Here is a 20897-nt window from a genome sequence, read left to right on the forward strand (position 1 = left end):
CAATGGCTAGCGAAGTCGAGGCGAACGATGCGGAGTTCAATCAAGTCCTCAAGCCAACGCCGCATCCACCACCGACTGCGCTTCCTGCAACAGACTGTCGAGATGCGCTTCGTCCTTGAAGCTTTCGGCATAAATCTTGTAGATCGCCTCGGTGCCCGACGGACGTGCGGCGAACCAGCCGCCTTCGGTGACCACCTTGATGCCGCCGATGGCGGCACCGTTGCCGGGTGCCTTGTCGAGCACGCTGACGACCTTGTCGCCAGCGATGCGTTCGGCCTTGAGCTGCCCGGGCGACAGCTTGGAGAGCGTGGTCTTCTGCGCCAGCATGGCGGTGGCGTCGATGCGGCGGCTGTAGGGTCGGCCGAGGTCATCGGTGATGCGCGCATACACCTCGCCGGGGTCGCGACCTTCGCGCGCGGTGATTTCCGCGGCGAGCAGGCCCGGTACCAGGCCGTCCTTGTCGGTGCTCCACGCGCTGCCGTCCATGCGCAGCAGCGAGGCACCCGCGCTTTCCTCGCAGCCGAAGCCCAGCGTGCCGTCGTGCAGCCCGGGCGCGAACCACTTGAAGCCCACCGGCGCTTCGTAGAGCTTGCGGCCAAGACGCTGAGCTACGCGATCGATCAGCGCGGTGCTCACCACGGTCTTGCCCACCGCCGCTTGCGCGCTCCATTGCGGACGATGGCGATAGAGGTAGTCCACCAGCACGGTGAGGTAATGGTTGGCGGGCAGCAGCCCCGCCGAGCGTGTCACCACGCCGTGGCGGTCGTGGTCGGTGTCGCAGGCGCAGGCCACGTCGTACTTGTCGCGCAGGCCGATCAGGCGCTGCATCGCGTAGCTGGACGAGGGGTCCATGCGGATCTTGCCGTCCCAGTCCACGCTCATGAAGGCGAACTGCGGGTCGACCGCTTCGCTCAGTACGTCCAGCTCGATGCGATGGCGTTCGGCGATCGCTGACCAGTAATGCACGCCCGCGCCGCCCAGCGGATCGACGCCAAGGCGCACGCCGGCACTGCGGATCGCGTCGAAGTCCACCACGTTCGCGAGGTCGGCGACATAGGTGTTGAGGTAATCGTGTTCGTGCGTGGTGGCGGCACGGCGCGCCTGCGCATACGGCACGCGCCGCACTTCGCGCAGGCCGCCTTCCAGCAACGCGTTGGCGCGGTTCTCCACCCACTTGGTGATGTCGGTGTCGGCGGGGCCGCCGTTGGGCGGGTTGTACTTGAAGCCGCCGTCGGCCGGCGGGTTGTGCGAGGGCGTGATGACGATGCCGTCGGCCAGGCCCGAGATGCGGGCGCGGTTGTGCACGAGGATGGCGTGCGACACCGCCGGCGTGGGGGTGAATTCGCCGCCGGTGGAGATCATTGTTTCCACGCCGTTCGCGGCCAGTACTTCCAGCGCGCTCTCGAGTGCAGGCTGCGACAGCGCGTGGGTGTCGGCGCCGATGAACAGCGGGCCGTCGATGCCCTTGGCCTTGCGGTATTCGCAGATTGCCTGGCTCACCGCGAGGATGTGGGCCTCGTTGAAGCTGCGCTCGAACGACGAGCCGCGATGGCCCGAGGTGCCAAACGCCACGCGCTGCGCCGGCACGGCAGGATCGGGCTTCAGTTCGCTGTACGCCGCGAGCAGTCTTGGCACGTCGACGAGGATGGACTTCGGCGCCGGCTTGCCGGCGAGCGGGCTGATCTGTTGGCTCATGGAACCTCGAACAGTGATTTTCTGCCGTCATTCCGGCGCAGGCCGGACAAGTATGTAGTGCGAAGAATGCCTGCAGAGCGCCCCCGAATGGGTGAGCGTAGCGACTCATCCAGTGAGGATACGGCTCGGACTGGCATGGCCGTGACTGGATCCCGGCCTGCACCGGGATGACAGCTTTTGAAGGCCTTCGTGTGGTTGCTGCTCACGCGTTCTCTTGTGTGGATTTGCCATCGCGCAGCGCGCGATAGCGGCGGATCAGCGCATTGGTCGAGCTGTCGTGCGCCAGCTTCGGCTCGTCTTTCGCCACCAGCTCGGCGATGGTGGTCTTGGCGAGTTGCTTGCCCAGTTCCACGCCCCACTGGTCGAAGGAGTCGATGTCCCAGATCACGCCTTGCACGAACACGCTGTGTTCGTACAGCGCGATCAGGCTGCCCAACGCGAACGGGGTGAGCCGCTCAGCAAGAATCGTGGTGCTGGGCCGGTTGCCCTCGAACGTACGGTGCGGAACCAGCGCTTCCGGCGTGCCTTCGGCACGCACTTCCTCGGCGGTCTTGCCGAAGGCCAGCGCCTCGCCCTGCGCGATCAGGTTGGCGATCAGCAGGTCGTGCTGGTCGCCGCCGCCCTGCGCGGGCACGGGCTGCAGGGTCTTGCCGAAGCCGATGAAATCGCAGGGCACCAGCCGCGTGCCCTGGTGGATCAGCTGGTAGAACGAATGCTGGCCGTTGGTGCCCGGCTCGCCCCAGTAGATCGGCCCGGTGGCGTAGTCCACGTGCGCGCCGTCCAGCGTGACATGCTTGCCGTTGCTCTCCATCGTGAGCTGCTGCAGGTACGCGGGGAAGCGCTTGAGGTACTGCTCGTAGGGCAGCACCGCCACCGTGGCGGCGTCTAGGAAGTTGGCATTCCACACGCCGATCAGGCCCATCAGCGCCGGCAGGTTGGCCTCGAACGGCGCGCTGCGGAAGTGCTCGTCCATCGCACGGAAGCCGGCGAGCATGTCGCCGAAATGGTCCGGACCGACGGCAATCATGGTGGACAGGCCGATCGCCGAGTCCATCGAGTAGCGGCCGCCCACCCAGTCCCAGAAACCGAACATGTTGGCCGTGTCGATGCCGAACTTCGCCACGCCCTCAGCGTTGGTGGAAACCGCAACGAAATGCCTGGCCACAGCGCTCTCGTCGCCCAGCGCCTTGACACACCACGCGCGCGCCGCGTGCGCGTTGGTGAGCGTTTCCAACGTGGTGAAAGTCTTGGAGCAGACGATGAACAGCGTTTCGGCAGCATCGAGGTCGCGCACCGCCTCGGCGAAATCGACGCCGTCCACGTTGGAGACGAAGTGGAACGTCATGTCGCGCTGGCTATAGTCGCGCAGCGCCTCGTACGCCATCACCGGGCCGAGGTCGGAGCCGCCGATGCCGATGCTCACCACGTTGCGGATGCGCTTGCCGGTTTGGCCCTTCCACGTGCCGCTGCGCACGGCGTCGGCAAACGCGGCCATGCGATCGAGCACTTCGTGCACGTCCGGCACCACGTCCTGGCCATCGACGAGGATGTGCGCGTTGCGCGTCGCGCGCAGGGCCACGTGCAGCACCGCGCGGTTCTCGGTGGTGTTGATGTGGTCGCCGCGGAACATCGCCGCGATGTGGCCCTTGAGATCGCGCGCGTCGGCCAGTGCGCGCAGCAGGCGCAGCGCCTCGTCGTCCACGCGTTGCTTGGAGTAGTCGAAGTACAGGTCCACCGCCTCGGCGACGAAGCGCTCGCCGCGTCTGGGGTCGGCGGCGAACAGTTCGCGCAAGTGGCCGGTGGCGACGTGGTTGCAGTGTTGCTGCAGGGCTTGCCACTCGGGCAGCAGGGTGAGTTCGGCGCGGCTCATGGGTATGGGTTCCTTGGGGACTCGGGCTTTACCTTCCCCCTACGGGAGAAGGTGGCGTGCGGCGCCGGATGCGGGTGCATGCGAAACGCAGGGGCGAACCTTGCGACGGGTTTCGAGGGGATGCTCCGCACGTACCCTCGTCCCGGCCCCTCCCTCGGAGGGAGAGGGGCTTTGCAGTGGAAACACCCGATATCGCTGTGCGGACACCTTCAATGCTTGGCCGACAACGCAGCCTGCTTGTCGGCAATGCGCTGCAGGAGCTGCTTCCACGACTTCACGAAGGCTTCGGCGCCATCCTGCTGCAGTTTCGTCGCCAGCGCATCGAGGTTCACGCCGGCGGCGGTCACCGAGGCGAGCACCGCGTCGGCGTCACCGCCATCCATCGGGAGCGCCGGACCGGGCTTGCCGTGGTCGCCCACCGCGAGCAGGGTCTTTTCGGGAATGGTGTCCACCGTGTCGGGCGCGCCCAGTGCATCCACGTACAGCGTGTCGGAGGCGTTGGGGTCTTTGCTGCCGGTGCTGGCCCACAGTACGCGCTGCGGGCGTGCGCCGGCGGTGGCCAGCTTCTGCCAGCGCGGCGAGGCCAGCAGTTCGCGGTAGGCGCGGTAAGTCTGCTTGGCGACCGCAATGCCGAGCCGGTTGTGCTGATCGGCGGGCAGCTGCGGATTGGCGGCCACGTCCCAGCGGCTGAGGAACACCGAGGCCACCGAGGCGACCTGCGGATCCTTGCCTTCGGCGACACGGCGCTCGATGCCGCGCAGATACGCCTCCGCCGCGGCGACGTACTGTGCGCAGGAGAACAGCAGGGTCACGTTGACCGGAATGCCGCGGTAGATGGCTTCCTCGATGGCGGGAATGCCCTCGGGCGTGCCGGGAATCTTCACGAACAGGTTCGGCCGTTCCGCCTGTGCATGGATCGTGGCAGCGGCGGTGATGGTGCCGGCGGTATCGGCGGCCAGCAGCGGCGACACTTCCATCGACACCCAGCCGTCCACCTGGTGGGTGGCGTCGAAGATCGGCTTGAACAGGTCGGCGGCACGGCGCAGGTCTTCCAGCGCCAGCTCCATGAACAGCGTCTCGCCCGACAGGCCCACCAGCGATTTGGCGTGAATGCCGGCATCGTAGGCCTCGCCCTCGCCGATGGCCGCATCGAAGATGCTGGGATTGGAGGTCAGGCCGGTGACCGAGAGCTCCGCGATGTAGCGCGCCAGCGTGCCATTGTCGAGCAAGGTGCGGGTGATGTTGTCCAGCCACAGGCTCTGGCCGAGATCGTGGAGTTGCTGGGTTGCTTTCATGATGGCTCCGGGGAGGTGTGGAGGTGGATGCTGGTTGCCGCGGCCGAAGCTGCGATGCGTGATTCGTTCAAGCTTGCAGGAAGTCCCCAAGCTTACGCCCGCACAGTTCCGCGATGCACGCGATCTCCATGTCGGGCGCCGGTTCGATGTGCTGGCTTGCCGCGGCGGCGGCGTAATGGCCCTGCCTCACCCATACCGTGGTGAGGTGCGCGCCCATCAGGCGCTTCATGTCGGCAAGGATCTGCGGCTTGTCGTCCACCATCACGTAATGCGCGGCGGGGTAGCGCTGCTGCATGCCGTCCAGCATCTGCTGTTTGTGCACGTAGATCAGCACGTCGCCGTGCAGCGCGTCCCACAGGCCGGCGCGATGCACCTTGCGCGGCTGGAACACCACGTCGCCGTCGGAGAGGATCACTGGCCGGCCCAGTGTGCGCAGGTGCGCAAGGGTTTCCATCGCGCCTGGGTACAACCGCTGCTCGAAGGGATAGTCGAGCAGGAAGTCGGACATGCCCAGCAAGGCGGGATGGTTGTCCAGCCCGTTGCGGAAACGTTGCAGGCTGCCGAGGTAATCGGCATAGCCCAATGCATTGCGCAATTCGTCGTAGATGGCCCAGTAGCGGTCGCGTTCGGTGACGCCGAAGCGTTGTTCCAGCGCATTGCCGAGATCGGCGGAGAAGCGGTCGTTGTCGAGCAAGGTGTCGTCGACGTCGAGCAGGATGACCAACTGCTCGGCACCCGTCACGGCGCGGCCTCCGGCTGCGGATCGTGCCAACCCTCGTCGCCGGCCAGTGCGGCGGCCTCACTCGGGCCCCAGCTGCCGGGCTCGTAGAAATGCACCACCTGCTCATGCTCCAGCACGTTGTCCACCACGCGCCATGCCGCTTCCACGCATTCGTCGCTGGTGAACAGCGCATTGTCGCCGCGCAGCGCGTCGCCGAGCAGGCGTTCATAGGGCGACTTGTCCGTGCTCTCGCGGTGGTGTGCGACCAGTTCCACCGGATCGCCCTCCATCGCTTCGCCCGGGCGCTTCACCCGCATGCCCTCGGCGATCACCACCTGGGGGCTGAGCCGGAAGCGGAAGTAATTGGATTGCTGCGCCGTCACCTCGTCGAACACCGACATCGGCGGCTTCTTCATGTCCACCATCACCTGCGTGGTGGTGAGCGGCAGGCGTTTGCCCGCGCGGATCAGGAACGGCACGCCCGACCAGCGCCAGGTGTCGATGGCGAGGCGCAGCGCCACGAAGGTCTCCACATCGGAGTCCGGGGCTACGCCGGACACGTCGCGGTAGCCCTTGAACTGGCCGCGCACCACGTCCTTCGGCTCCAGCGGACGCATCGCACGGAACAGCCGCAGCTTCTCCGCGTTCAGCGCGGCTGGGTCGTGGCCGATGGGCGCGTCCATCGCCAGCAGCGAGGTCACCTGCAGCAAGTGGTTCTGCAGCACGTCGCGTATCGCGCCCACGCCCTCGTAGAAATTGCCTCGTCCTTCCACGCCGAACTGCTCGGCCATGGTGATCTGCACGCTGTCCACGTAGCGGTTGTTCCATACCGGCTCCAGCACGCTGTTGGCGAAGCGGAAGTACAGCAAGTTCTGTACCGCCTCCTTGCCCAAATAGTGGTCGATGCGGAAGATCGCGTGCTCGGGGAACACCTCGTGCAGCGTGGCATTGAGCGCGCGCGCGGAGGCGAGGTCGTGCCCGAAGGGCTTCTCCACCACCACCCGCGCATTGTCCGCGCAACCCGCGGATTTGAGATGGGTCACCACCGCGCCGAACAGCGAAGGCGGGATCGCGAGGTAGTGCAGCGGTGCCTGCGCGTCGCCCAGCGCCTGCTTCAACCGGGTGAAGGTGCTGGCGTCCTGGTAGTCACCGTTGACGTATTTCAGGAGCCCGGACAGCTTTGCGAACGCGGCTTCATCGACGGCCCCGCCGTTCTTTTGCGCCGCCGCCGTCACGCTGTCGCGCGCGCGCTGCCGCAGCTGCTCTGGCGACCAGTCGGCATGAGCCACGCCAATGATCGGCAGGTCCAGGCCGTCGCGAGCCACCATCGCCAGCAGCGCGGGAAAGATTTGCTTGAAAGCCAGGTCGCCGGTGGCGCCGAAAAACACCAGCGCATCGGAAGCGGGGTTTGCCATGGAGCTGCTCCGTAGAGGGCGGGGGCGTCGCAGGCGACGCGCGGGAAAGTGGAGATTCGCATGATGCGCGGATGCCTGGCACCCGCTTCAGCATGCCGGGGGGAAGGTGAAGCCTGCGCGCAAGCGATGCTAAGGGAATCGGCGGCGGCTGACTGCAACAGGGCAGGGCAGCGCCCGCTGTTGCGATGGATCGAGCCGCCGGGCCTGCGTATGTTCACTGTCGTGCCGTACCCGATTGATCAGCACAGTTGGCTCGGGCACGTCCCTGTATGTGTCCAGTTCCATGGTCGCGACCTGTCTCCCCTTGGGAACGGGCCTGGGCAGCCCTCGAGCGGGTGGCCGGAAGCGAACGTCACGTGCCGCGCAACTGCAGGGCAACGTTGTCGCGCCGGCAGCCACCAGCCCAGCGCAGCAAGCAGTTCGATTTGAATGTGCAGCCGAGCAGCCGTGCGTAGTTCACTGGCCTGCCGGCGGCTCCCACAGTTCAATCTTGTTGCCGTCCGGGTCAATGACCCAGCCGAACTTGCCGAAGTCCGAGGACTCCGTCTCGTCGAGAACATGGCAACCTTCTGCGCGCATGGCGGCCAGCAGTGCATCGAGATCGTCGACGCGGAAGTTGATCATGAAGGACGCGGAGCCTGGCTCCATTTTCTTCGTGTCCTGTGCAAATGCGCTCCAGATGGTCATGCCGGCCTCACTGTCAGGGCCGCCCCATTGAAATATGGCGCCGCCCCAGTCGCTTACGTCCAACCCGAGGTGGTCGCGGTACCAGGTTCCCAGGCGCTCGGGATCCGGGGATTTGAAGAAAATGCCGCCAATGCCTGTTACGCGTTTCATCTGATTCACTCCCGGGGCAATCCGATATCTGCGTGAGGTCCGGCCCAGCCGAGGATAAGCCAGAAGGCGATAGCCTTGAGTTCCCGCGATGCATTCCTGAGCTACCGTCTCGATGGCAGCCACGATCGAGGAGCGTTGCCAGGAAACAATCAAGCTGGGGTCCGACACCGGAGTTCACCGGCGCCGGCATAGCGTCAGCCGGATCGCGGAGTCAGGACTCCGACTCGTGGCACACGACTTCGATGTTGTGCCCATCCGGTCCAATAACGAAAGCTGCGTAGTATTTCCCACTGTAATTCGGGCGCAGCCCGGGCGCGCCATTGTCCTTGCCACCCGCCTCAAGTGCCGCACGATGGAAAGCGTCGACCTGCTGGCGATTCTGGGCCACGAACGCCAGATGGAGATGCGCGGGCTTCTCCTCGATTCGGCGTATGCACAACGAAGTCTTGCCGTCTGCGCTGAGTTCGATGCCTAGCGACCCCTCCGAAACCACGGCCATGCCGATCGGTTCGAGTGCCTTGAGGAAAAACGCCTTGCTCGCCGCATAGTCGCTGGTCCCGAATACGACGTGGTCAAACATGAGTCCTCCTGAAGCGCGTAAGCGCGCGAAGCATGACGTTTGAGGCAAGCGACCGCCGTCGCGAGAACTGGCAATTTACCGAGATCTCTGCATGGCCGCCTTGCGCGAGTGACTGGTTACGCGTCGTCTGCGCGTTGCTTGGTGAGCCAGTATTCCGCCATAAGCTCGTGTGACCAGGACGGTTGTCGCACCGTATGCCTGGGAAGAAACTCTTGCATGACTGGCTTGATGTCCAGGACGGGCGTGCCGTCAATGGCGTCCAGCTCTGCGACGACGAGAGCGGTGCCGTGTACGCGCAAGACGCGACAGATCGTGCTGCCGATGCGGTTGGGGCGATTTTTGCCGCGCTGGGCAAAGATGCCGACGGGTGGCCAGTCGGGATTGTTGCGGGGGTGTCGTGCGCCAGAAACAATTTTGGACTCCTGGGCTTGATGAAAGACGAACAGGATCTCGGCGTGCGAAAACTCGGCAAGGCCTTGCAGCGCTTCGGCGGAAAGGGACGGAGCAAGCTCGATGCGAGCTTCCTCGCTACCCCAGAAATCATCTTCGGCGTGAGGCCGCGATGCATGAACGTACCCGACAGGTTCGACAACGATTGGCATGACGCTCCGTAGACGCATATCGCTGGAGTCAGGGGGCGGCGATGCGGGCCGCCTTGAACGAGTTGTTTGGGGTGTGCTGAGCGGCTCAGCTGCCGCGTTTGCGCCACGAAACGAGCTGGGCTAGGCCGAGACCGCCCCCGGTAGCAATAAAGAACCATGTGAATACATCGGAGCTACCTTTCGCCAAGAGGAAAAGGCCAAGGGCCAGCGAAAGAAGAGCAAAAAACGGTTGTGCTGTACGTTGTGCCGAAGCCAGTCCAATGTTGCGGATAGAGACCAGCTGAGCCTTGGAGAGCGATTCCGCGATGGGCCTGCACTCGGCGGAACAAGCGAGACCTCGTGTGACTGGAATTGCGCATGTGTGGCACACGCCTTTACCGCAAGACTTGCAGATGCCAATCGCATTGGAATTTGAATGAGCGAAGCACTCCATTTTCACTCCTGACGCCTGAGTTAAGCCGCGCCTCGCGCCGGTTTGGACGGACTGTTAGACGGCACCTGTGAACTCCTGAACACCCGATGTGACAGAAGGCAGGCGTTCAATCAAGGAATTTCCAGGTGTCTGCCCCGTCGAACCGCCGGACGACGAGCGACTCCAAGAGTGCGGGTTCGAAGTTCCGCAGATTCACTCCGTGCCGAGCACCGGGCGTGGACTCGACCGGTTCCCAGTGGGTGGCGATACCGCAGGTCTTGCACCGGAAGTTCCTAAGCGTTCGATCACCCCAGACGTAGCTTTCCGTGTTCTCGGGATGGCCTTGGATGGATACCGATCCAAGTTCGTAATAGGCCCAAATTCCGCCGGTGCGCCGGCACAAAGAGCAGTTGCAACTCGTAGCCGTTTCCGGCGCTTCCGGAAGTGTGAGGCGCACCGATCCGCAGTGACAGGAACCGTGCAGCGATGGTGAAGGTTGTTCCGTGTTCATGGAGTGCGTCGCTGGTTGTTGTGCTGCCTAACGCCGGAGTTAAGCGGTGGTGGAGCCTTTCGCTTGAACGAGTGGTCAGGCGGCCTCGATGCACCGCAGAATGTCTTGGCCTACAGCAACCACAATGGGATCTCCGAGCCCGTCGAACATATCGCGCGGCAAGTGACGCGCGGTTTGAGGATTGAGCAGCAATGGGCCTGGACACCCGGGAAAGTAAAGCACAGTATGGTCGTGGGCCAAAAGTTGAGCGAGACCCTGCCATAGACGCAGGTCTGCGCATGGGCGTTCGACAGTGATGCTGTGGACATGGCTAGGTGCGCCGGCCAGCGGTGAAAGAAACAGCGAACATGACTCGCGTGGCCCGAAAGATAGATGCCAATAGCTTGATTCTGGCTCTGAAAGAAAAGCGCCGAAAGCATCGCGGATAGCATCACGCGGGATGCCAGAAGGCTTGCCATTTTCGAAGCATTGGACGAAGAGTTCGAAGCTCATGACTGCCTACCGCCTAGCCTTCGACGTAGGGGCTTGCGCCTTGGCAGAAGGGTTAACTCTCTGGCGACGCAGCGCTGGCATTTTGAATGACTTCAAGCAGATGCTTCCCGTATGAACTATCGGGGCAGGCCGCGCGCAACTGGCCAAGCAATTGGTCTTTGTCGGGGACCTCAACTTCGGCGAGTAGCGTGGCGAATGCGATGGCCGTGTAGTTCTCGGGCCCTGCTGCAAATGTGCGTACTAACGGTGCAACGCAATGTCGCAGGCCAAAGGCCGAGACAAGCTTTGCTGCGACGACCCGTTCGCGCCAGCCGCTGCTGCGGGTGAGGTCTTGAACAACCTGTTCCGCCTCTTCGGCTTGAACCAGTTCGGCTGCCTTCTGGACAGACCGCCTCCAGCTACCGCCATACAGCTGAGCGACAAGGTTGCGCATTTGAGACCTAACGTTTGAATTCAGCGGCCGGCGAAGCCGGTCCGCTGGGATGATGGGTTAGGCCGTAGCGTGGTTCCATTACTTCACCATGGCGAACGATGAGTGAGACAGCCAACTCCGAAATGCAGTCGAATCCATAACCACGTACTCAGACTGCCAACCCGCTTCCGTATCGTACGGAACGCTGAGAACGCGGCCAGGCGAATCATGGGGCACAGGCAATGTGCCGCCAAGGTCTACGACGCCTGCGAGCCTCTCCGCGATCCATAAGGCCAAGTCCCCGAGGATCCGATGATCGATTGCTTGGTTGCACATTGCGCCCAAACCTATGTTTTGAGCTGGGAGGAATCCGCAAACATCGCCAATGAGTGACATTTCAGCGGATGACTTGGGCTCAACAAACCAAATGAACGGCCTGCCGTCACCCTCGTACGATCCCCCGACAGTCCGCGTATCTCTCACGACAAAACCGCTCCGACCGTCGGCGCTACCGACAAGGGCGATGAGTTCGGCAACCAGTTGCTCCGGCGCGAAATTCATCGGCGAGAGAACTGAACATGTTGGGCCAGCCATGTATTGACGCCTAACGCTTGAGTTAAGCGGCGGCGAAGCCGTCCGCCTTGAACGAGATGTTAGGCAACGCTGCCGCGAAACACCTTGAGTGCGACAAGCTCGCCAGCTGTTAAGCCAAAAGCCATAGCAGCGTACCACCACACAATCATGACGCCCTGCGATGTGGCATGAGGCAACGTAAACAGTGACCCAAGGAACATGCCGCCAAGCAACAGGCTAGTTACCCGAAGGCACTGCAAGGGGTCTACCCACCAACCCCCGCGAAACCCGCGCGAAAACGAAGCGGTGAGAAGGCGAGTCGTTGTGCGTGAACGCGCATACCCGACCGCCAAGGACGGAAAGGCGAGGAGGCCTAAGAAAGAGACGGTGACGAACACCCAGTCGACGTTGGTATGGCCTTGAGCTTTACCAAAGATCGGCAGGCCGCCAAGGAAGGCGGCTGCAAACAACGCTAAATATATCCATGGCCAGAATCGCTTCATTGCGCTGCCTAACGCTTAGTAGACCCCGAATTGGGGCATACGCACGGATGCTCCGCGCTTGCACTCATCTCGTCAAGCTAGGAAATCCTACAAGCAATCATGCACTTGCCCGGTTCCTTTCGGCCTCCACTCAGGGGCACGCTCGTATGCGTATCTCGCAGAACGAGGTTTGTATGTCTTGTCACTCCGAAAACGGCGATACGCATGGTATTCCCGCCAAGGCGCCGCGGCTGCTGGACGAAGTGCGGCGGGTACTGCGGGTGAAGCACTACAGCTTGCGCACGGAGCAGATCTACGTGGGCTGGATTCGCCGCTTCATCCTGGCCAACGGCAAGCGCCATCCGCGCGATATGGGCGCCGCGGAATTGGAAGCCTTTCTTTCCCGATTGGCCGTGCGCAACCAGGTTGCAGCCAACACGCAGAACCAGGCGTTGTCCGCTTTGCTATTCCTGTATCGCGAAGTATTTGGGATCGAGTTGCCGTGGTTGGAAGGCGTGACCCGGGCGAAGCGGCCGACTCGGGTGCCCACGGTGCTGTCGCACGAGGAGGTGACACGGCTGCTGGCGCACATGGACGGCCGTCCGCGGTTGCTGGCCTGCCTGCTCTACGGCGCCGGCTTGCGCCTGATGGAAGCGCTGCGCTTGCGTGTGAAGGACGTGGATTTCGACCGCGGCGAGATCATCGTGCGCGATGGCAAGGGCGGCAAGGACCGTCGAACCATGCTGCCGCGGGCGCTGGCCGAGCCTCTGCGCCAGGAGCTGGAGCGTTCGCGCCAATTGCACCAGGCCGATTTGCGCGAAGGTTTCGGTGCGACGTGGCTGCCGTTTGCACTGGCGCGCAAGTATCCGTCGGCGCCGCGGGAGTTCGGTTGGCAGTATGTGTTTCCCGCGCCCCGGCGTGCGGTCGATCCGCGCGACGGCACCGAACGCCGGCACCATTTCGACGACGGCATGCTGACACGCGCGTTGAAGAAGGCATGCCGCGACGCGGGCATCGCCAAGCCGGTGAGCGCGCACACGTTGCGCCACTCGTTCGCCACGCACCTGCTGGAGTCGGGCAGCGACATCCGCACGGTGCAGGAGCTGCTCGGACACAAGGATGTGTCGACCACGCAGATCTACACGCACGTGCTCAACCGCGGTGGCCACGGCGTATTGAGCCCGCTGGACCGGTGAGTGTCCGTGGTGCGGCGCGCGCTACGATGGTGCTTTGCTCCTTGCCGGAAACGCCGAGATGACGCTGTCGATCCGTCCTGCCACCGCCGCCGACATACCCGCGCTGTGCGCCTGGAACGCGGCCATGGCGCTCGAGACCGAAGGGCTTGAGCTGGACCCGAAGGTGCTGGAATGCGGCGTGCGAGGCGTGTTCGAGCAGCCGCAGCGCGGCTTCTATCTGGTGGCCGAGCGGGACGGCGTGGCGGTGGGCGGCTTGATGGTCACGTTCGAATGGAGCGACTGGCGCAATGGCGATTACTGGTGGATCCAGAGCGTGTACGTGGTGCCCGAAGCCCGGCGCGACGGGGCGTTCCGTGCACTGTATGCGGAGGTGGAACGTCGCGCCCGCGCGGCGCGGGCGGCGAGTCTGCGCCTGTACGTAGAGACGGAAAACGGTCGTGCACAGGCCACCTACGAGCGGCAAGGCATGCACCGTTGCCATTACGAGATGTATGAGCAGGTGCTTTGAAGGCGCATGCCGCTCTGGTATCGCCGCTGCATGGGGAACTTCGAAAAACTCCCGCCGCTGTCATTCCCGCGAAAGCGGGAACCCGTAGTGAATGTTCCGCAAGGTCGAAATGGATTTCCGCTTTCGCGGGAATGACGAACAAAAGCGGTTATTCAAGATTCCCCAAAGCTCTTCTTCCTTCGGGAGGTCCGGGGTGAGGATATGGGCGAAGCACGTCGTTGAACCCGATCGCAGGCTTCGTCCACGCGCTTCGCACGCGCCTTCATCTAGCGCTGCGCGCCACCTTCATTCGGCACATCCCTTCGCCCCACCTTTTGGGCGGCTTCGCCGTGCAAACGGCATTTCTGCCGATTTGTCTCCCGAAGGGGAAGGGGGTGATGCAGACCCTGTCTCAGTGCAGCGATGCGGAAGGCGCGGCAAGCAGGCCATGTTCGTCCAGCATGATGCGGCCCGGCATCTGCAGTTCGGCGGCGCAGCCGTAACGGGCAGCCAGCGCGGCGAGCAGCGGGCTGAGCGCGCGTGGCTGCAGCGGGTAGCCGTGTGCGAGCACGCGTGGCCTGTTGTCTTCACCCAGCTGCGCGGCGGTGACCGCCACGACGCCGAGGCCGGGTGCTTCGTGGGCATAAAGCTGCGGCGTTTCGTGCCGCGGATCGGCTGCCGCCACGGGCTCAAGCAGCCAGCCGGCTTCGCCTTCGCTGTCCGGCGTGGACTGCAGGCGCAACGGCAGGGTGTGTGCATCGAGCAGGGCGGCGTACTGGCGCAGTTCGAACACGATGCCGGCGAAGTCGTGCGCGCGTTCCGGGGCGTCACCGTCCTGCGCGGCCAGCCACTCGGCGGGCGATTGCGTGAGCACGCGGCCGTTTTCGTAGCGCAGTGCCAGGCCGCGCGCGCTGAGCACGTTTTCCTCGCGGTACGGCGTGAGCAGGGCCGCTTCCAGAAGGCTCCACAGCGGCGCGAGGTTGACGTGCTCGTATTGCACGCAGGTGAGCGCCAGCAGGTCGTTGCGGCTGAGGTAGCGCGCATGCTCGAGCCGCACGCCCAGCGTGCGCATCAGCCAGTCGGCGGTGTGCGCGCCGGCTTCGCCGCGGCCGACCAGTTGCACTTCGATCTGTGCGGAGAGTTCATCGGCGAGCTCCTCGGGCGCCAGCAGCGACAGCGGCAGCAGGCGCATCGGGCCGTCGGCATAGTGCGGCGCGGGCTCCAGCGGCTGTGCCGGCATGTGGCCTTCGTGGCTGCCGAAGGCCACCACCTGCGCCACGCCGGCGCGCGGCACGCGGCGGCCGAGTTCGTCCAGCGTGGCCCATACCGGGAAGCCAGGGCGCAGCAGTTCCACCGGATCGAACAGCGCACCGGCCAGCACCAGCCGCGCCTGTTCCACTTGCGGCAGCAAAGCGCGCAGATCGGCGGCGACCAGGCCAGCCAGCTCGTCCGCCTCGTCGCGGCTCAGGGTGGCGCGCGGCGCGGTGCCCGCCGCGGGTTCCAGCGCGAGTACGACGGGCAGGGCGATCAGGGTGGAGGCTTCCACGGCAGGGAATTCGCTAGGGAAAGGGGCGATTCTAGCAAGCGGACCTGCCGTGCCCCGGCAGCGGGCCGACTTGCCTGTGAACGAATTCCGGCTTGTGCGGCCTGCCACGCTTTCGCACGGTGGCGGGGCGGGTTAGCCTTGCAGGCAATCTTTGGTGGATTTTCCCGGAATGGAAAAGATGCAGCGGCGCGTGGGTGTGATCGGTGGCGTGCGGATCCCGTTCTGCCGCAACAACACGGCCTATGCCGACGTGGGCAACTTCGGCATGTCGGTGAAAGTCCTGGGTGCTCTGGTGGAGCGCTACGGCCTGCATGGCGTCGAGCTGGGCGAAGTGGCGCTGGGTGCGGTGATCAAGCACGCCTCGGACTGGAACCTCGCACGCGAAGCGCTGCTTTCCTCCGGCCTCGCGCCCACCACGCCGGGCATCACCACCGCGCGCGCCTGCGGCACGTCGCTGGACAACGCGATCATCGTGGCGAACAAGATCGCGGTGGGCCAGATCGAGGCCGGCATCGCCGCCGGTTCGGACACCACCAGTGACGTGCCCATCGTTTTCGGCACACGCCTGCGCAAGCGCCTGCTGGCGATCAACCGCGCCAAGGCACCGTTGGACAAGCTGAAGATCGCGCTGCACCGCTTCTCGCTGAAGGAACTCAAGCCTTCCTTTCCCGGTGTGGCCGAGCCGCGTACCGGCAAGTCGATGGGGGACCATTGCGAGCAGATGGCGAAGCAATGGAAGGTGGCGCGCGAGGCGCAGGACCAGCTGGCGCTGGACAGCCACCGCAAGCTCGCCGCCACCTACGACAGCGGTTTCTTCGAGGACCTGATCGTGCCGTTCCGCGGCCTGAAGCGCGACGGATTCCTGCGCCCGGACACCACGCTCGAAAAGCTCGCCTCGCTCAAGCCCGCGTTCGACAAGACCTCGGGCCAGGGCACGCTCACCGCAGGCAACTCCACCGGTCTGTCCGATGGCGCCGCTGCCGTGCTGCTGGCCAGCGAGGAATGGGCCGCGCAGCGCGGCCTCAAGGTGCAGGCCTGGTTCCGCGACGCCGAGGTGGCCGCCGTGGATTTCGTGCACGGCGAAGGCCTGCTGATGGCGCCTACGGTGGCGGTGCCGCGCCTGCTCAAGCGTAATGGCCTCACCCTGCAGGACTTCGATTTCTACGAAATCCACGAGGCCTTCGCCGCGCAGGTGTTGTGCACGCTGCGCGCGTGGGAGAGCGCGGACTACTGCAAGAACCGGCTGGGCCTGGACGCGCCGCTGGGTGCGATCGACTCGGCCAAGCTCAACGTGCACGGCTCCAGCCTCGCCACCGGCCATCCGTTCGCCGCCACCGGCGCACGCATCATCGCCACGCTGGCGAAGATGCTGGAGCAGAAGGGGTCGGGCCGCGGCCTGATCTCGATCTGCACGGCCGGCGGCATGGGCGTCACCGCGATCCTCGAACGCTGATTTGGCAGGAGCGCACCCTGTGCGCGAATGCCTTGGTGCTTCGACCGGAACCAAAAGCATTCGCGCACAGGGTGCGCTCCTACGGTCGATCCCTTCAGCCGCGATTCGCCCGCGCTGGGGCATAAAGGCCGCATGTTGCGCCTGCGCACCACCACTACCTTGAGCGTGCTCGCCCTCGCGGTCGGCATTTCCGGCACGCAATGGCTGAGCGGCTTCAACACCGGCTGGGCCGGTCCCAGCGAACGCGTGGCGGGTTTCATGCCTGCGGCGCATCGTCCCGTGGCGCGTGCGGTGCGCCGTCACGCGCCGGGCCTGCCGCGCGCCGTGGCCGCGACGCATCGCGCGGTGCTGCCACCGGTGATGGACGTCGCCCAGGCCGCGCCGGCCGCGCCGCCGCCGGAGCTGATGCCGGTATCCATGCCGCAGACGCCGGTGTCGTGGCCGCAGATGGAAGGCCATCTGCAGGGCCGCGTTTTGCTGCATCTCGCCGTCGACGGCAGCGGTCTCGTCGTCGATGCATCGCTGGCCGAATCCAGCGGCGATCCCGTGCTGGATGCCCATGCCTTGGACACCGTGCGCCATTGGCGCTTCGCCGTGCCTGCCGATCGCCCGGACGGCTTCAGCAGCGATCTGCAGATGAGCTTCACCCGTGGCGGACAGGTGGCGGAAGCGCCGTGACACCGGCATCGGTTCGCATGCCGACGTTTCCAGGTAAGGCCATCCTGCCTCAGGTTTCTGCCTCGAAGCCGCCGGAGCGCAGGCAGCGGGCATAAGCGACGCTTCGTATGCCAGTGCCCGCGCTGTCGATGGCATAAGCGGGCGACACGACGGCCTGGACGCGGCAATTGCGCTCGCCATGCCGGCGCAAGGCGTCGCGGTTCATCGGCGTGCTGGCGCAGGCGGCCAGCGTCGCGGCGGCGAAGGCCGCGATGGCGGTTCGGGTGTTCATGGCAGCTCCTTCTGCGGGACGGTTCGTGCCGAGCGGGTGGCGCAAGGCGCAGCGGTAGTGCGGCCATGCCGGCCGCGGCGGCTTGCCCGGCAAACCGCCCTGTTGCTGGCGATGAAGGTCGATCGTGGCTTTACGGTGCGGCCCCGCTGAACTTCTCCACCGTGGCGCCCTTCACCGGCCCGATCTGCGCGCTTTCGCTGACCTTGAGCACCACCTCGCGGCGGAATTCCAGCGTGCCCCGCACCACGGCGTGCGGTCCGATCACGATCGTCGGCTTGTGATCGCTGCCGAAGTGGAACCAGCCGTTATGCGGCTGATCGACCAGGATGCCGCCCTCGACATGCGAGTTGGCGCCCACGGTGATGTCGCCTGCCACGGTTTCCAGGCCGCCGGCGACATGGGCGTCGTCGAGGTTGATGCCGCCGTTGACGTTGGACAGGTGGCCGTTCACCTGGGCGCCCCGGGCGAGGCTGATCGCGCCGTTCACGGCTTCGACCGTGCCGTCGACCTGGCTGCCATCGGCGAGCCGGATCGCGCCGTTGACCGTACCCAGCTTGCTGGCATGGGCCTGCGCGCCGAGATCCAGCGAGCCGTTGACGGTGCTGGCTTCCTGCACCACGGCGCCGTCGCCAATATGCACGCTGCCGTTCACCGAGCTGACGTCCCCGGCGTGCTGGCCGGCGTCCACCTGCACGGTACCGTTGACCTTGCTGATGTCGTTGTCCGAAGCGGCGGCCGCCAGCGGCATGGCGACGGCCGCGAGGATGACCGAGGAAATGGCGAGGGGAAGCAGGATGCGACGCATGGCATGACTCCGTTCGTGGGAATGACCATCTTGGGATGCGGCGCACCCGCAAATGGTTGGCGTGACCTTCGGCATGGTGGCACCATGCCGCACTTCCCCACCGAGAAGCCAAACGCCATGCACAAGCTCGTCCTGATCCGCCACGGCCAGTCGCAGTGGAACCTCGACAACCGTTTCAGCGGCTGGGCCGACGTGGATCTCACGGCGCTGGGCGGGGAGGAAGCGCGCGAGGCGGGCGAACTGCTGAAGCGCGAAGGCTACGCATTCGACGTGGCGCACACCTCGGTGCTCAAGCGCGCGGTGCACACCCTGTGGGGCGTGCTCGATGCGATGGACATGTCATGGCTGCCGGTGCGCACCGACTGGCGCCTCAACGAGCGCCACTACGGCGCGCTCACCGGCCTCAACAAGGCCGAGACCGCGGCGAAGTACGGCGATGAGCAGGTGAAGATCTGGCGCCGCAGCTACGACATTCCGCCGCCGCCGCTGGAACGCAGTGCGAACGAAGCGGTGCACGACCCGCGCTATGCCACGCTGAAGCCCGAGCAGATCCCCGACACCGAATGCCTGAAGGACACCGTGGCCCGCGTGCTGCCGTACTGGCACGAGGTGCTGGCACCGGCGATCAAGGCCGGCCAGCGCGTGGTGGTGGCCGCGCACGGCAACTCGCTGCGCGCGCTGGTGAAGTATCTCGATGGCATTTCCGACGCCGACATCGTGGAAATGAACATCCCCAACGGCGTGCCGCTGGTGTACGAGTTCGACGACAACCTCAAGCCGTTGAAGCGCTACTACCTTGGCGACGCCGCGGCGATCGAGGCGAAGATGGCGGCTGTCGCCAACCAGGGCAAGGCCAAGTAAAGCCTTCCTGGGGAGGTCTGATCAACCGGATGCTTGCTCGTCATTCCTGCGAAGGCAGGAATCCGGCGCCTTTGCATTCAATGGCCCGCAGACAGTGGATGACTCGTTGCGCTCGCCCTTTCGGGCGAGCCTTCGGCTGTTCAACGCTCGCATAGTTCGTCTTTGTCCAGCCTTCGCTGGGATGACGGGCAAAATCAGGAGGTTCCCTGGGCGGCGCGGTCGTGCAGCAAGGCATGGATCGCATCCATCACCTGCTGCACCGGTGCGCGGCGGTAGGTCCAGCGCGGGTCGCTGTCGACTGGATTGACCACCATCGTCGCATTGGCCTCGAACAGCAGCAGATTGCCGGCGCGGTCGATGCCGAAATCGATGCCGCCATAGTCGAGGCCGAGGGCCTTTTCGATGTCGGCCAAGGTACGCCGCTGATCTTGGGTCAGCACCTCTTCCATGGCGGTGATGAAGCGTTCGTCCTCGCTCCGATGTGCGGCGTTCTCGGCCATGTCGGCGGTGAAATAATGCACCTTCCAGTCATGGGACACGGCAGCATGCAGCGGATAGAGCGCATGGTCGATCATCATCACGCGATATTTGCGGATCTTGCCGTCGGTGCCGCTGGCGTCGAGATATTCGATCGCGATCAGCACCTCGCCCGGTAACTCCGCCGCGGCCGCGGCCAGATCCTCCGGCCGCTCGACGCGGACGAAATGGTGCCCGGTATGGAAGCCCGGTGAACGCAGCAGGCAGGGAAAGGCGATGCCGCGGCCGGCCAGCATTGCGGCGGCATTGGACAGAGATGTGCGCGGCAGCATCGCCATTTTCGGCGTGATCAGCCCCCGGATGCCTGCCAGCCGCTCGGCGTTGTCGGCCCGACCGGTGACCCGTACCGCCTCGGGCCGGTTGATGACGGGGGCTGTGCTGCGCGCTGCCAATGCCGATGCGTCCTGTAGCGCCGCCGCTGCGAGATCGGCGTCGCCGATGGCGTTGAAGATCAGCCGGTGCGGCGGCAATGGCACCGTCGGATCGGCGAAATCGACGAACAGCACGGTGGTCGCGAACAGGCGGTCGTCGACGTGCTGGAGGATCGGCACCGCGCCACCGGCGCTCGAACTCAGCACCAGCAATTCGATGGGTGCGGCATCGCCGCGGTAGGGACGAATCAAGGTCGGACGCTGGCGGAATCCCTTTTCGCGATAAGGCCGGGCTGCGGCCTCGTCGCCCTGCCCGGCAAGGGTGTAGGCCATGCCGCGATTGGCCTCGATGCTGTCGGGGTCCAGAGCCAGAGCGGCAGCGAAATGGGTGCGGGCTTCCTCGAATTCCCGCGCCTTCTGCAAAGAGGTGCCGAGATTGATCAGTCCGGTCGGATGGCCGGGATGATGCTTGACGGCCTCGCGATAAAGCGTGCGCGCCGCGCTGGTATAGCCCAGACCGTCGAGCAGGGTGCCGAGATTGTTGAGCAGGCGGAAGTGGCTAGGCATCACCGCCAGCAGGGCGATATAGGCTTCCTTGGCGTCGGTGTCGCGCCCAAGACGGGCCAGCAGGTCGGCGCGTTCGAGGCGCAGCTCGCCGGACGGGTCGCCCTCGGCGATGAGGCGCTCCAGCCGGTCGAGCTCGTTCAGCAGTCGCTGACGGTGTTGGATCGGGCTAACCATGTCGGGCGCGGAAATCGTCGAGGAGGGCAGCCAGATCGTCGGCAGTATAGAGCG

The 20897-nt window shown here is 65.0% G+C and carries 22 protein-coding genes; 5 read left to right on the plus strand and 17 right to left on the minus strand.

Annotated elements, in window-relative coordinates:
• Window positions 1-48 precede the first annotated feature (48 nt).
• The 13 genes from pgm to ISP25_RS13950 all read right to left on the minus strand — a co-directional run bounded on the left by pgm (window position 49) and on the right by ISP25_RS13950 (window position 11918).
• The gene (gene pgm / locus ISP25_RS13895) at window positions 49-1695 is read right to left on the minus strand and encodes a phosphoglucomutase (alpha-D-glucose-1,6-bisphosphate-dependent) (protein WP_404614678.1); all 1647 of its coding nucleotides are present in this window, start codon (window positions 1693-1695) and stop codon (window positions 49-51) included.
• 202 nt (window positions 1696-1897) lie between these two features.
• Window positions 1898-3565, minus strand: a complete 1668-nt coding sequence (gene pgi, locus ISP25_RS13900; protein ID WP_404614680.1) for a glucose-6-phosphate isomerase — start codon at window positions 3563-3565, stop codon at window positions 1898-1900.
• A 209-nt stretch (window positions 3566-3774) separates the two neighbouring features.
• Window positions 3775-4860: a transaldolase gene (gene tal / locus ISP25_RS13905; RefSeq protein WP_404614682.1), complete on the minus strand. Its 1086-nt coding sequence runs from the start codon at window positions 4858-4860 to the stop codon at window positions 3775-3777.
• Window positions 4861-4927: 67 nt separating this feature from the next.
• On the minus strand, window positions 4928-5602 hold the full coding sequence (locus ISP25_RS13910; protein WP_404614684.1) for an HAD family hydrolase: 675 nt from the start codon (window positions 5600-5602) through the stop codon (window positions 4928-4930).
• Window positions 5599-6996, minus strand: coding sequence for a glucose-6-phosphate dehydrogenase (gene zwf, locus ISP25_RS13915; protein WP_404614686.1), 1398 nt, complete (start codon window positions 6994-6996; stop codon window positions 5599-5601). The genes ISP25_RS13910 and zwf overlap by 4 nt, the downstream gene beginning before the upstream one ends.
• A gap of 456 nt (window positions 6997-7452) precedes the next feature.
• The gene (locus ISP25_RS13920; RefSeq protein WP_404614688.1) at window positions 7453-7833 is read right to left on the minus strand and encodes a VOC family protein; all 381 of its coding nucleotides are present in this window, start codon (window positions 7831-7833) and stop codon (window positions 7453-7455) included.
• Window positions 7834-8044: 211 nt separating this feature from the next.
• The gene (locus ISP25_RS13925) at window positions 8045-8413 is read right to left on the minus strand and encodes a VOC family protein (protein WP_404614690.1); all 369 of its coding nucleotides are present in this window, start codon (window positions 8411-8413) and stop codon (window positions 8045-8047) included.
• A gap of 116 nt (window positions 8414-8529) precedes the next feature.
• A complete protein-coding gene (locus ISP25_RS13930) occupies window positions 8530-9015 on the minus strand; it encodes an SAM-dependent methyltransferase (RefSeq protein ID WP_404614692.1) in 486 nt (161 codons plus the stop codon).
• A 539-nt stretch (window positions 9016-9554) separates the two neighbouring features.
• Window positions 9555-9938: a GFA family protein gene (locus tag ISP25_RS23200; RefSeq protein WP_450088479.1), complete on the minus strand. Its 384-nt coding sequence runs from the start codon at window positions 9936-9938 to the stop codon at window positions 9555-9557.
• A gap of 75 nt (window positions 9939-10013) precedes the next feature.
• The gene (locus ISP25_RS13935; RefSeq protein ID WP_404614694.1) at window positions 10014-10430 is read right to left on the minus strand and encodes a hypothetical protein; all 417 of its coding nucleotides are present in this window, start codon (window positions 10428-10430) and stop codon (window positions 10014-10016) included.
• 52 nt (window positions 10431-10482) lie between these two features.
• Window positions 10483-10863 carry a hypothetical protein gene (locus ISP25_RS13940; protein ID WP_404614696.1) on the minus strand — a complete coding sequence of 127 codons (381 nt, stop codon included), beginning with the start codon at window positions 10861-10863 and terminating at the stop codon, window positions 10483-10485.
• A 78-nt stretch (window positions 10864-10941) separates the two neighbouring features.
• Window positions 10942-11436, minus strand: coding sequence for a DUF6368 family protein (locus ISP25_RS13945; RefSeq protein WP_404614698.1), 495 nt, complete (start codon window positions 11434-11436; stop codon window positions 10942-10944).
• Window positions 11437-11495: 59 nt separating this feature from the next.
• Window positions 11496-11918, minus strand: coding sequence for a hypothetical protein (locus tag ISP25_RS13950; RefSeq protein WP_404614700.1), 423 nt, complete (start codon window positions 11916-11918; stop codon window positions 11496-11498).
• Window positions 11919-12091: 173 nt separating this feature from the next.
• Between ISP25_RS13950 and ISP25_RS13955 the strand changes: the two genes are divergently transcribed.
• Window positions 12092-13093: an integron integrase gene (locus tag ISP25_RS13955; protein ID WP_404614702.1), complete on the plus strand. Its 1002-nt coding sequence runs from the start codon at window positions 12092-12094 to the stop codon at window positions 13091-13093.
• A gap of 58 nt (window positions 13094-13151) precedes the next feature.
• Window positions 13152-13601: a GNAT family N-acetyltransferase gene (locus ISP25_RS13960; RefSeq protein WP_192160302.1), complete on the plus strand. Its 450-nt coding sequence runs from the start codon at window positions 13152-13154 to the stop codon at window positions 13599-13601.
• Between the two features lie 391 nt (window positions 13602-13992).
• On the opposite strand, the gene ISP25_RS13965 is transcribed toward ISP25_RS13960, so the two are convergent.
• Entirely contained in the window at window positions 13993-15126 is a 1134-nt protein-coding gene (locus tag ISP25_RS13965; RefSeq protein ID WP_404614704.1) for a hypothetical protein, read from the minus strand.
• Window positions 15127-15295: 169 nt separating this feature from the next.
• Between ISP25_RS13965 and ISP25_RS13970 the strand changes: the two genes are divergently transcribed.
• Both ISP25_RS13970 and ISP25_RS13975 read left to right on the plus strand, forming a co-directional pair.
• The gene (locus ISP25_RS13970; RefSeq protein WP_404614706.1) at window positions 15296-16579 is read left to right on the plus strand and encodes an acetyl-CoA C-acetyltransferase; all 1284 of its coding nucleotides are present in this window, start codon (window positions 15296-15298) and stop codon (window positions 16577-16579) included.
• Between the two features lie 132 nt (window positions 16580-16711).
• Window positions 16712-17257 carry an energy transducer TonB gene (locus ISP25_RS13975; protein ID WP_404614708.1) on the plus strand — a complete coding sequence of 182 codons (546 nt, stop codon included), beginning with the start codon at window positions 16712-16714 and terminating at the stop codon, window positions 17255-17257.
• Window positions 17258-17306: 49 nt separating this feature from the next.
• Here ISP25_RS13975 and ISP25_RS13980 read toward each other — a convergent pair whose 3' ends face one another.
• Together ISP25_RS13980 and ISP25_RS13985 are read right to left on the minus strand one after the other, a co-directional pair.
• A complete protein-coding gene (locus ISP25_RS13980) occupies window positions 17307-17528 on the minus strand; it encodes a hypothetical protein (protein WP_404614710.1) in 222 nt (73 codons plus the stop codon).
• 130 nt (window positions 17529-17658) lie between these two features.
• Entirely contained in the window at window positions 17659-18333 is a 675-nt protein-coding gene (locus ISP25_RS13985; protein ID WP_404614712.1) for a DUF4097 family beta strand repeat-containing protein, read from the minus strand.
• A gap of 117 nt (window positions 18334-18450) precedes the next feature.
• Between ISP25_RS13985 and gpmA the strand changes: the two genes are divergently transcribed.
• Window positions 18451-19194 (plus strand): 2,3-diphosphoglycerate-dependent phosphoglycerate mutase, encoded by a 744-nt coding sequence (gene gpmA, locus ISP25_RS13990; protein ID WP_404614714.1) that lies wholly within the window; start codon window positions 18451-18453, stop codon window positions 19192-19194.
• 194 nt (window positions 19195-19388) lie between these two features.
• Here the strand turns inward: gpmA and ISP25_RS13995 are convergent, their stop codons facing one another.
• Entirely contained in the window at window positions 19389-20843 is a 1455-nt protein-coding gene (locus tag ISP25_RS13995) for a tetratricopeptide repeat protein (protein ID WP_404614716.1), read from the minus strand.
• Window positions 20844-20897: the final 54 nt, after the last annotated feature.

The organism is Rhodanobacter hydrolyticus, assembly GCF_044904645.1.

What these genes read in the sequence shown, in the direction of transcription:
- pgm (WP_404614678.1), bottom strand. Translation starts at nt 1,695, where the DNA reads ATGAGCCAACAGATCAGCCCGCTCGCCGGCAAGCCGGCGCCGAAGTCC.
- pgi (WP_404614680.1), bottom strand. Translation starts at nt 3,565, where the DNA reads ATGAGCCGCGCCGAACTCACCCTGCTGCCCGAGTGGCAAGCCCTGCAG.
- tal (WP_404614682.1), bottom strand. Translation starts at nt 4,860, where the DNA reads ATGAAAGCAACCCAGCAACTCCACGATCTCGGCCAGAGCCTGTGGCTG.
- zwf (WP_404614686.1), bottom strand. Translation starts at nt 6,996, where the DNA reads ATGGCAAACCCCGCTTCCGATGCGCTGGTGTTTTTCGGCGCCACCGGC.
- ISP25_RS13920 (WP_404614688.1), bottom strand. Translation starts at nt 7,833, where the DNA reads ATGAAACGCGTAACAGGCATTGGCGGCATTTTCTTCAAATCCCCGGAT.
- ISP25_RS13925 (WP_404614690.1), bottom strand. Translation starts at nt 8,413, where the DNA reads ATGTTTGACCACGTCGTATTCGGGACCAGCGACTATGCGGCGAGCAAG.
- ISP25_RS13930 (WP_404614692.1), bottom strand. Translation starts at nt 9,015, where the DNA reads ATGCCAATCGTTGTCGAACCTGTCGGGTACGTTCATGCATCGCGGCCT.
- ISP25_RS23200 (WP_450088479.1), bottom strand. Translation starts at nt 9,938, where the DNA reads ATGAACACGGAACAACCTTCACCATCGCTGCACGGTTCCTGTCACTGC.
- ISP25_RS13935 (WP_404614694.1), bottom strand. Translation starts at nt 10,430, where the DNA reads ATGAGCTTCGAACTCTTCGTCCAATGCTTCGAAAATGGCAAGCCTTCT.
- ISP25_RS13940 (WP_404614696.1), bottom strand. Translation starts at nt 10,863, where the DNA reads ATGCGCAACCTTGTCGCTCAGCTGTATGGCGGTAGCTGGAGGCGGTCT.
- ISP25_RS13945 (WP_404614698.1), bottom strand. Translation starts at nt 11,436, where the DNA reads ATGGCTGGCCCAACATGTTCAGTTCTCTCGCCGATGAATTTCGCGCCG.
- ISP25_RS13950 (WP_404614700.1), bottom strand. Translation starts at nt 11,918, where the DNA reads ATGAAGCGATTCTGGCCATGGATATATTTAGCGTTGTTTGCAGCCGCC.
- ISP25_RS13955 (WP_404614702.1), top strand. Translation starts at nt 12,092, where the DNA reads ATGTCTTGTCACTCCGAAAACGGCGATACGCATGGTATTCCCGCCAAG.
- ISP25_RS13960 (WP_192160302.1), top strand. Translation starts at nt 13,152, where the DNA reads ATGACGCTGTCGATCCGTCCTGCCACCGCCGCCGACATACCCGCGCTG.
- ISP25_RS13970 (WP_404614706.1), top strand. Translation starts at nt 15,296, where the DNA reads ATGGAAAAGATGCAGCGGCGCGTGGGTGTGATCGGTGGCGTGCGGATC.
- ISP25_RS13975 (WP_404614708.1), top strand. Translation starts at nt 16,712, where the DNA reads ATGTTGCGCCTGCGCACCACCACTACCTTGAGCGTGCTCGCCCTCGCG.
- ISP25_RS13980 (WP_404614710.1), bottom strand. Translation starts at nt 17,528, where the DNA reads ATGAACACCCGAACCGCCATCGCGGCCTTCGCCGCCGCGACGCTGGCC.
- ISP25_RS13985 (WP_404614712.1), bottom strand. Translation starts at nt 18,333, where the DNA reads ATGCGTCGCATCCTGCTTCCCCTCGCCATTTCCTCGGTCATCCTCGCG.
- gpmA (WP_404614714.1), top strand. Translation starts at nt 18,451, where the DNA reads ATGCACAAGCTCGTCCTGATCCGCCACGGCCAGTCGCAGTGGAACCTC.
- ISP25_RS13995 (WP_404614716.1), bottom strand. Translation starts at nt 20,843, where the DNA reads ATGGTTAGCCCGATCCAACACCGTCAGCGACTGCTGAACGAGCTCGAC.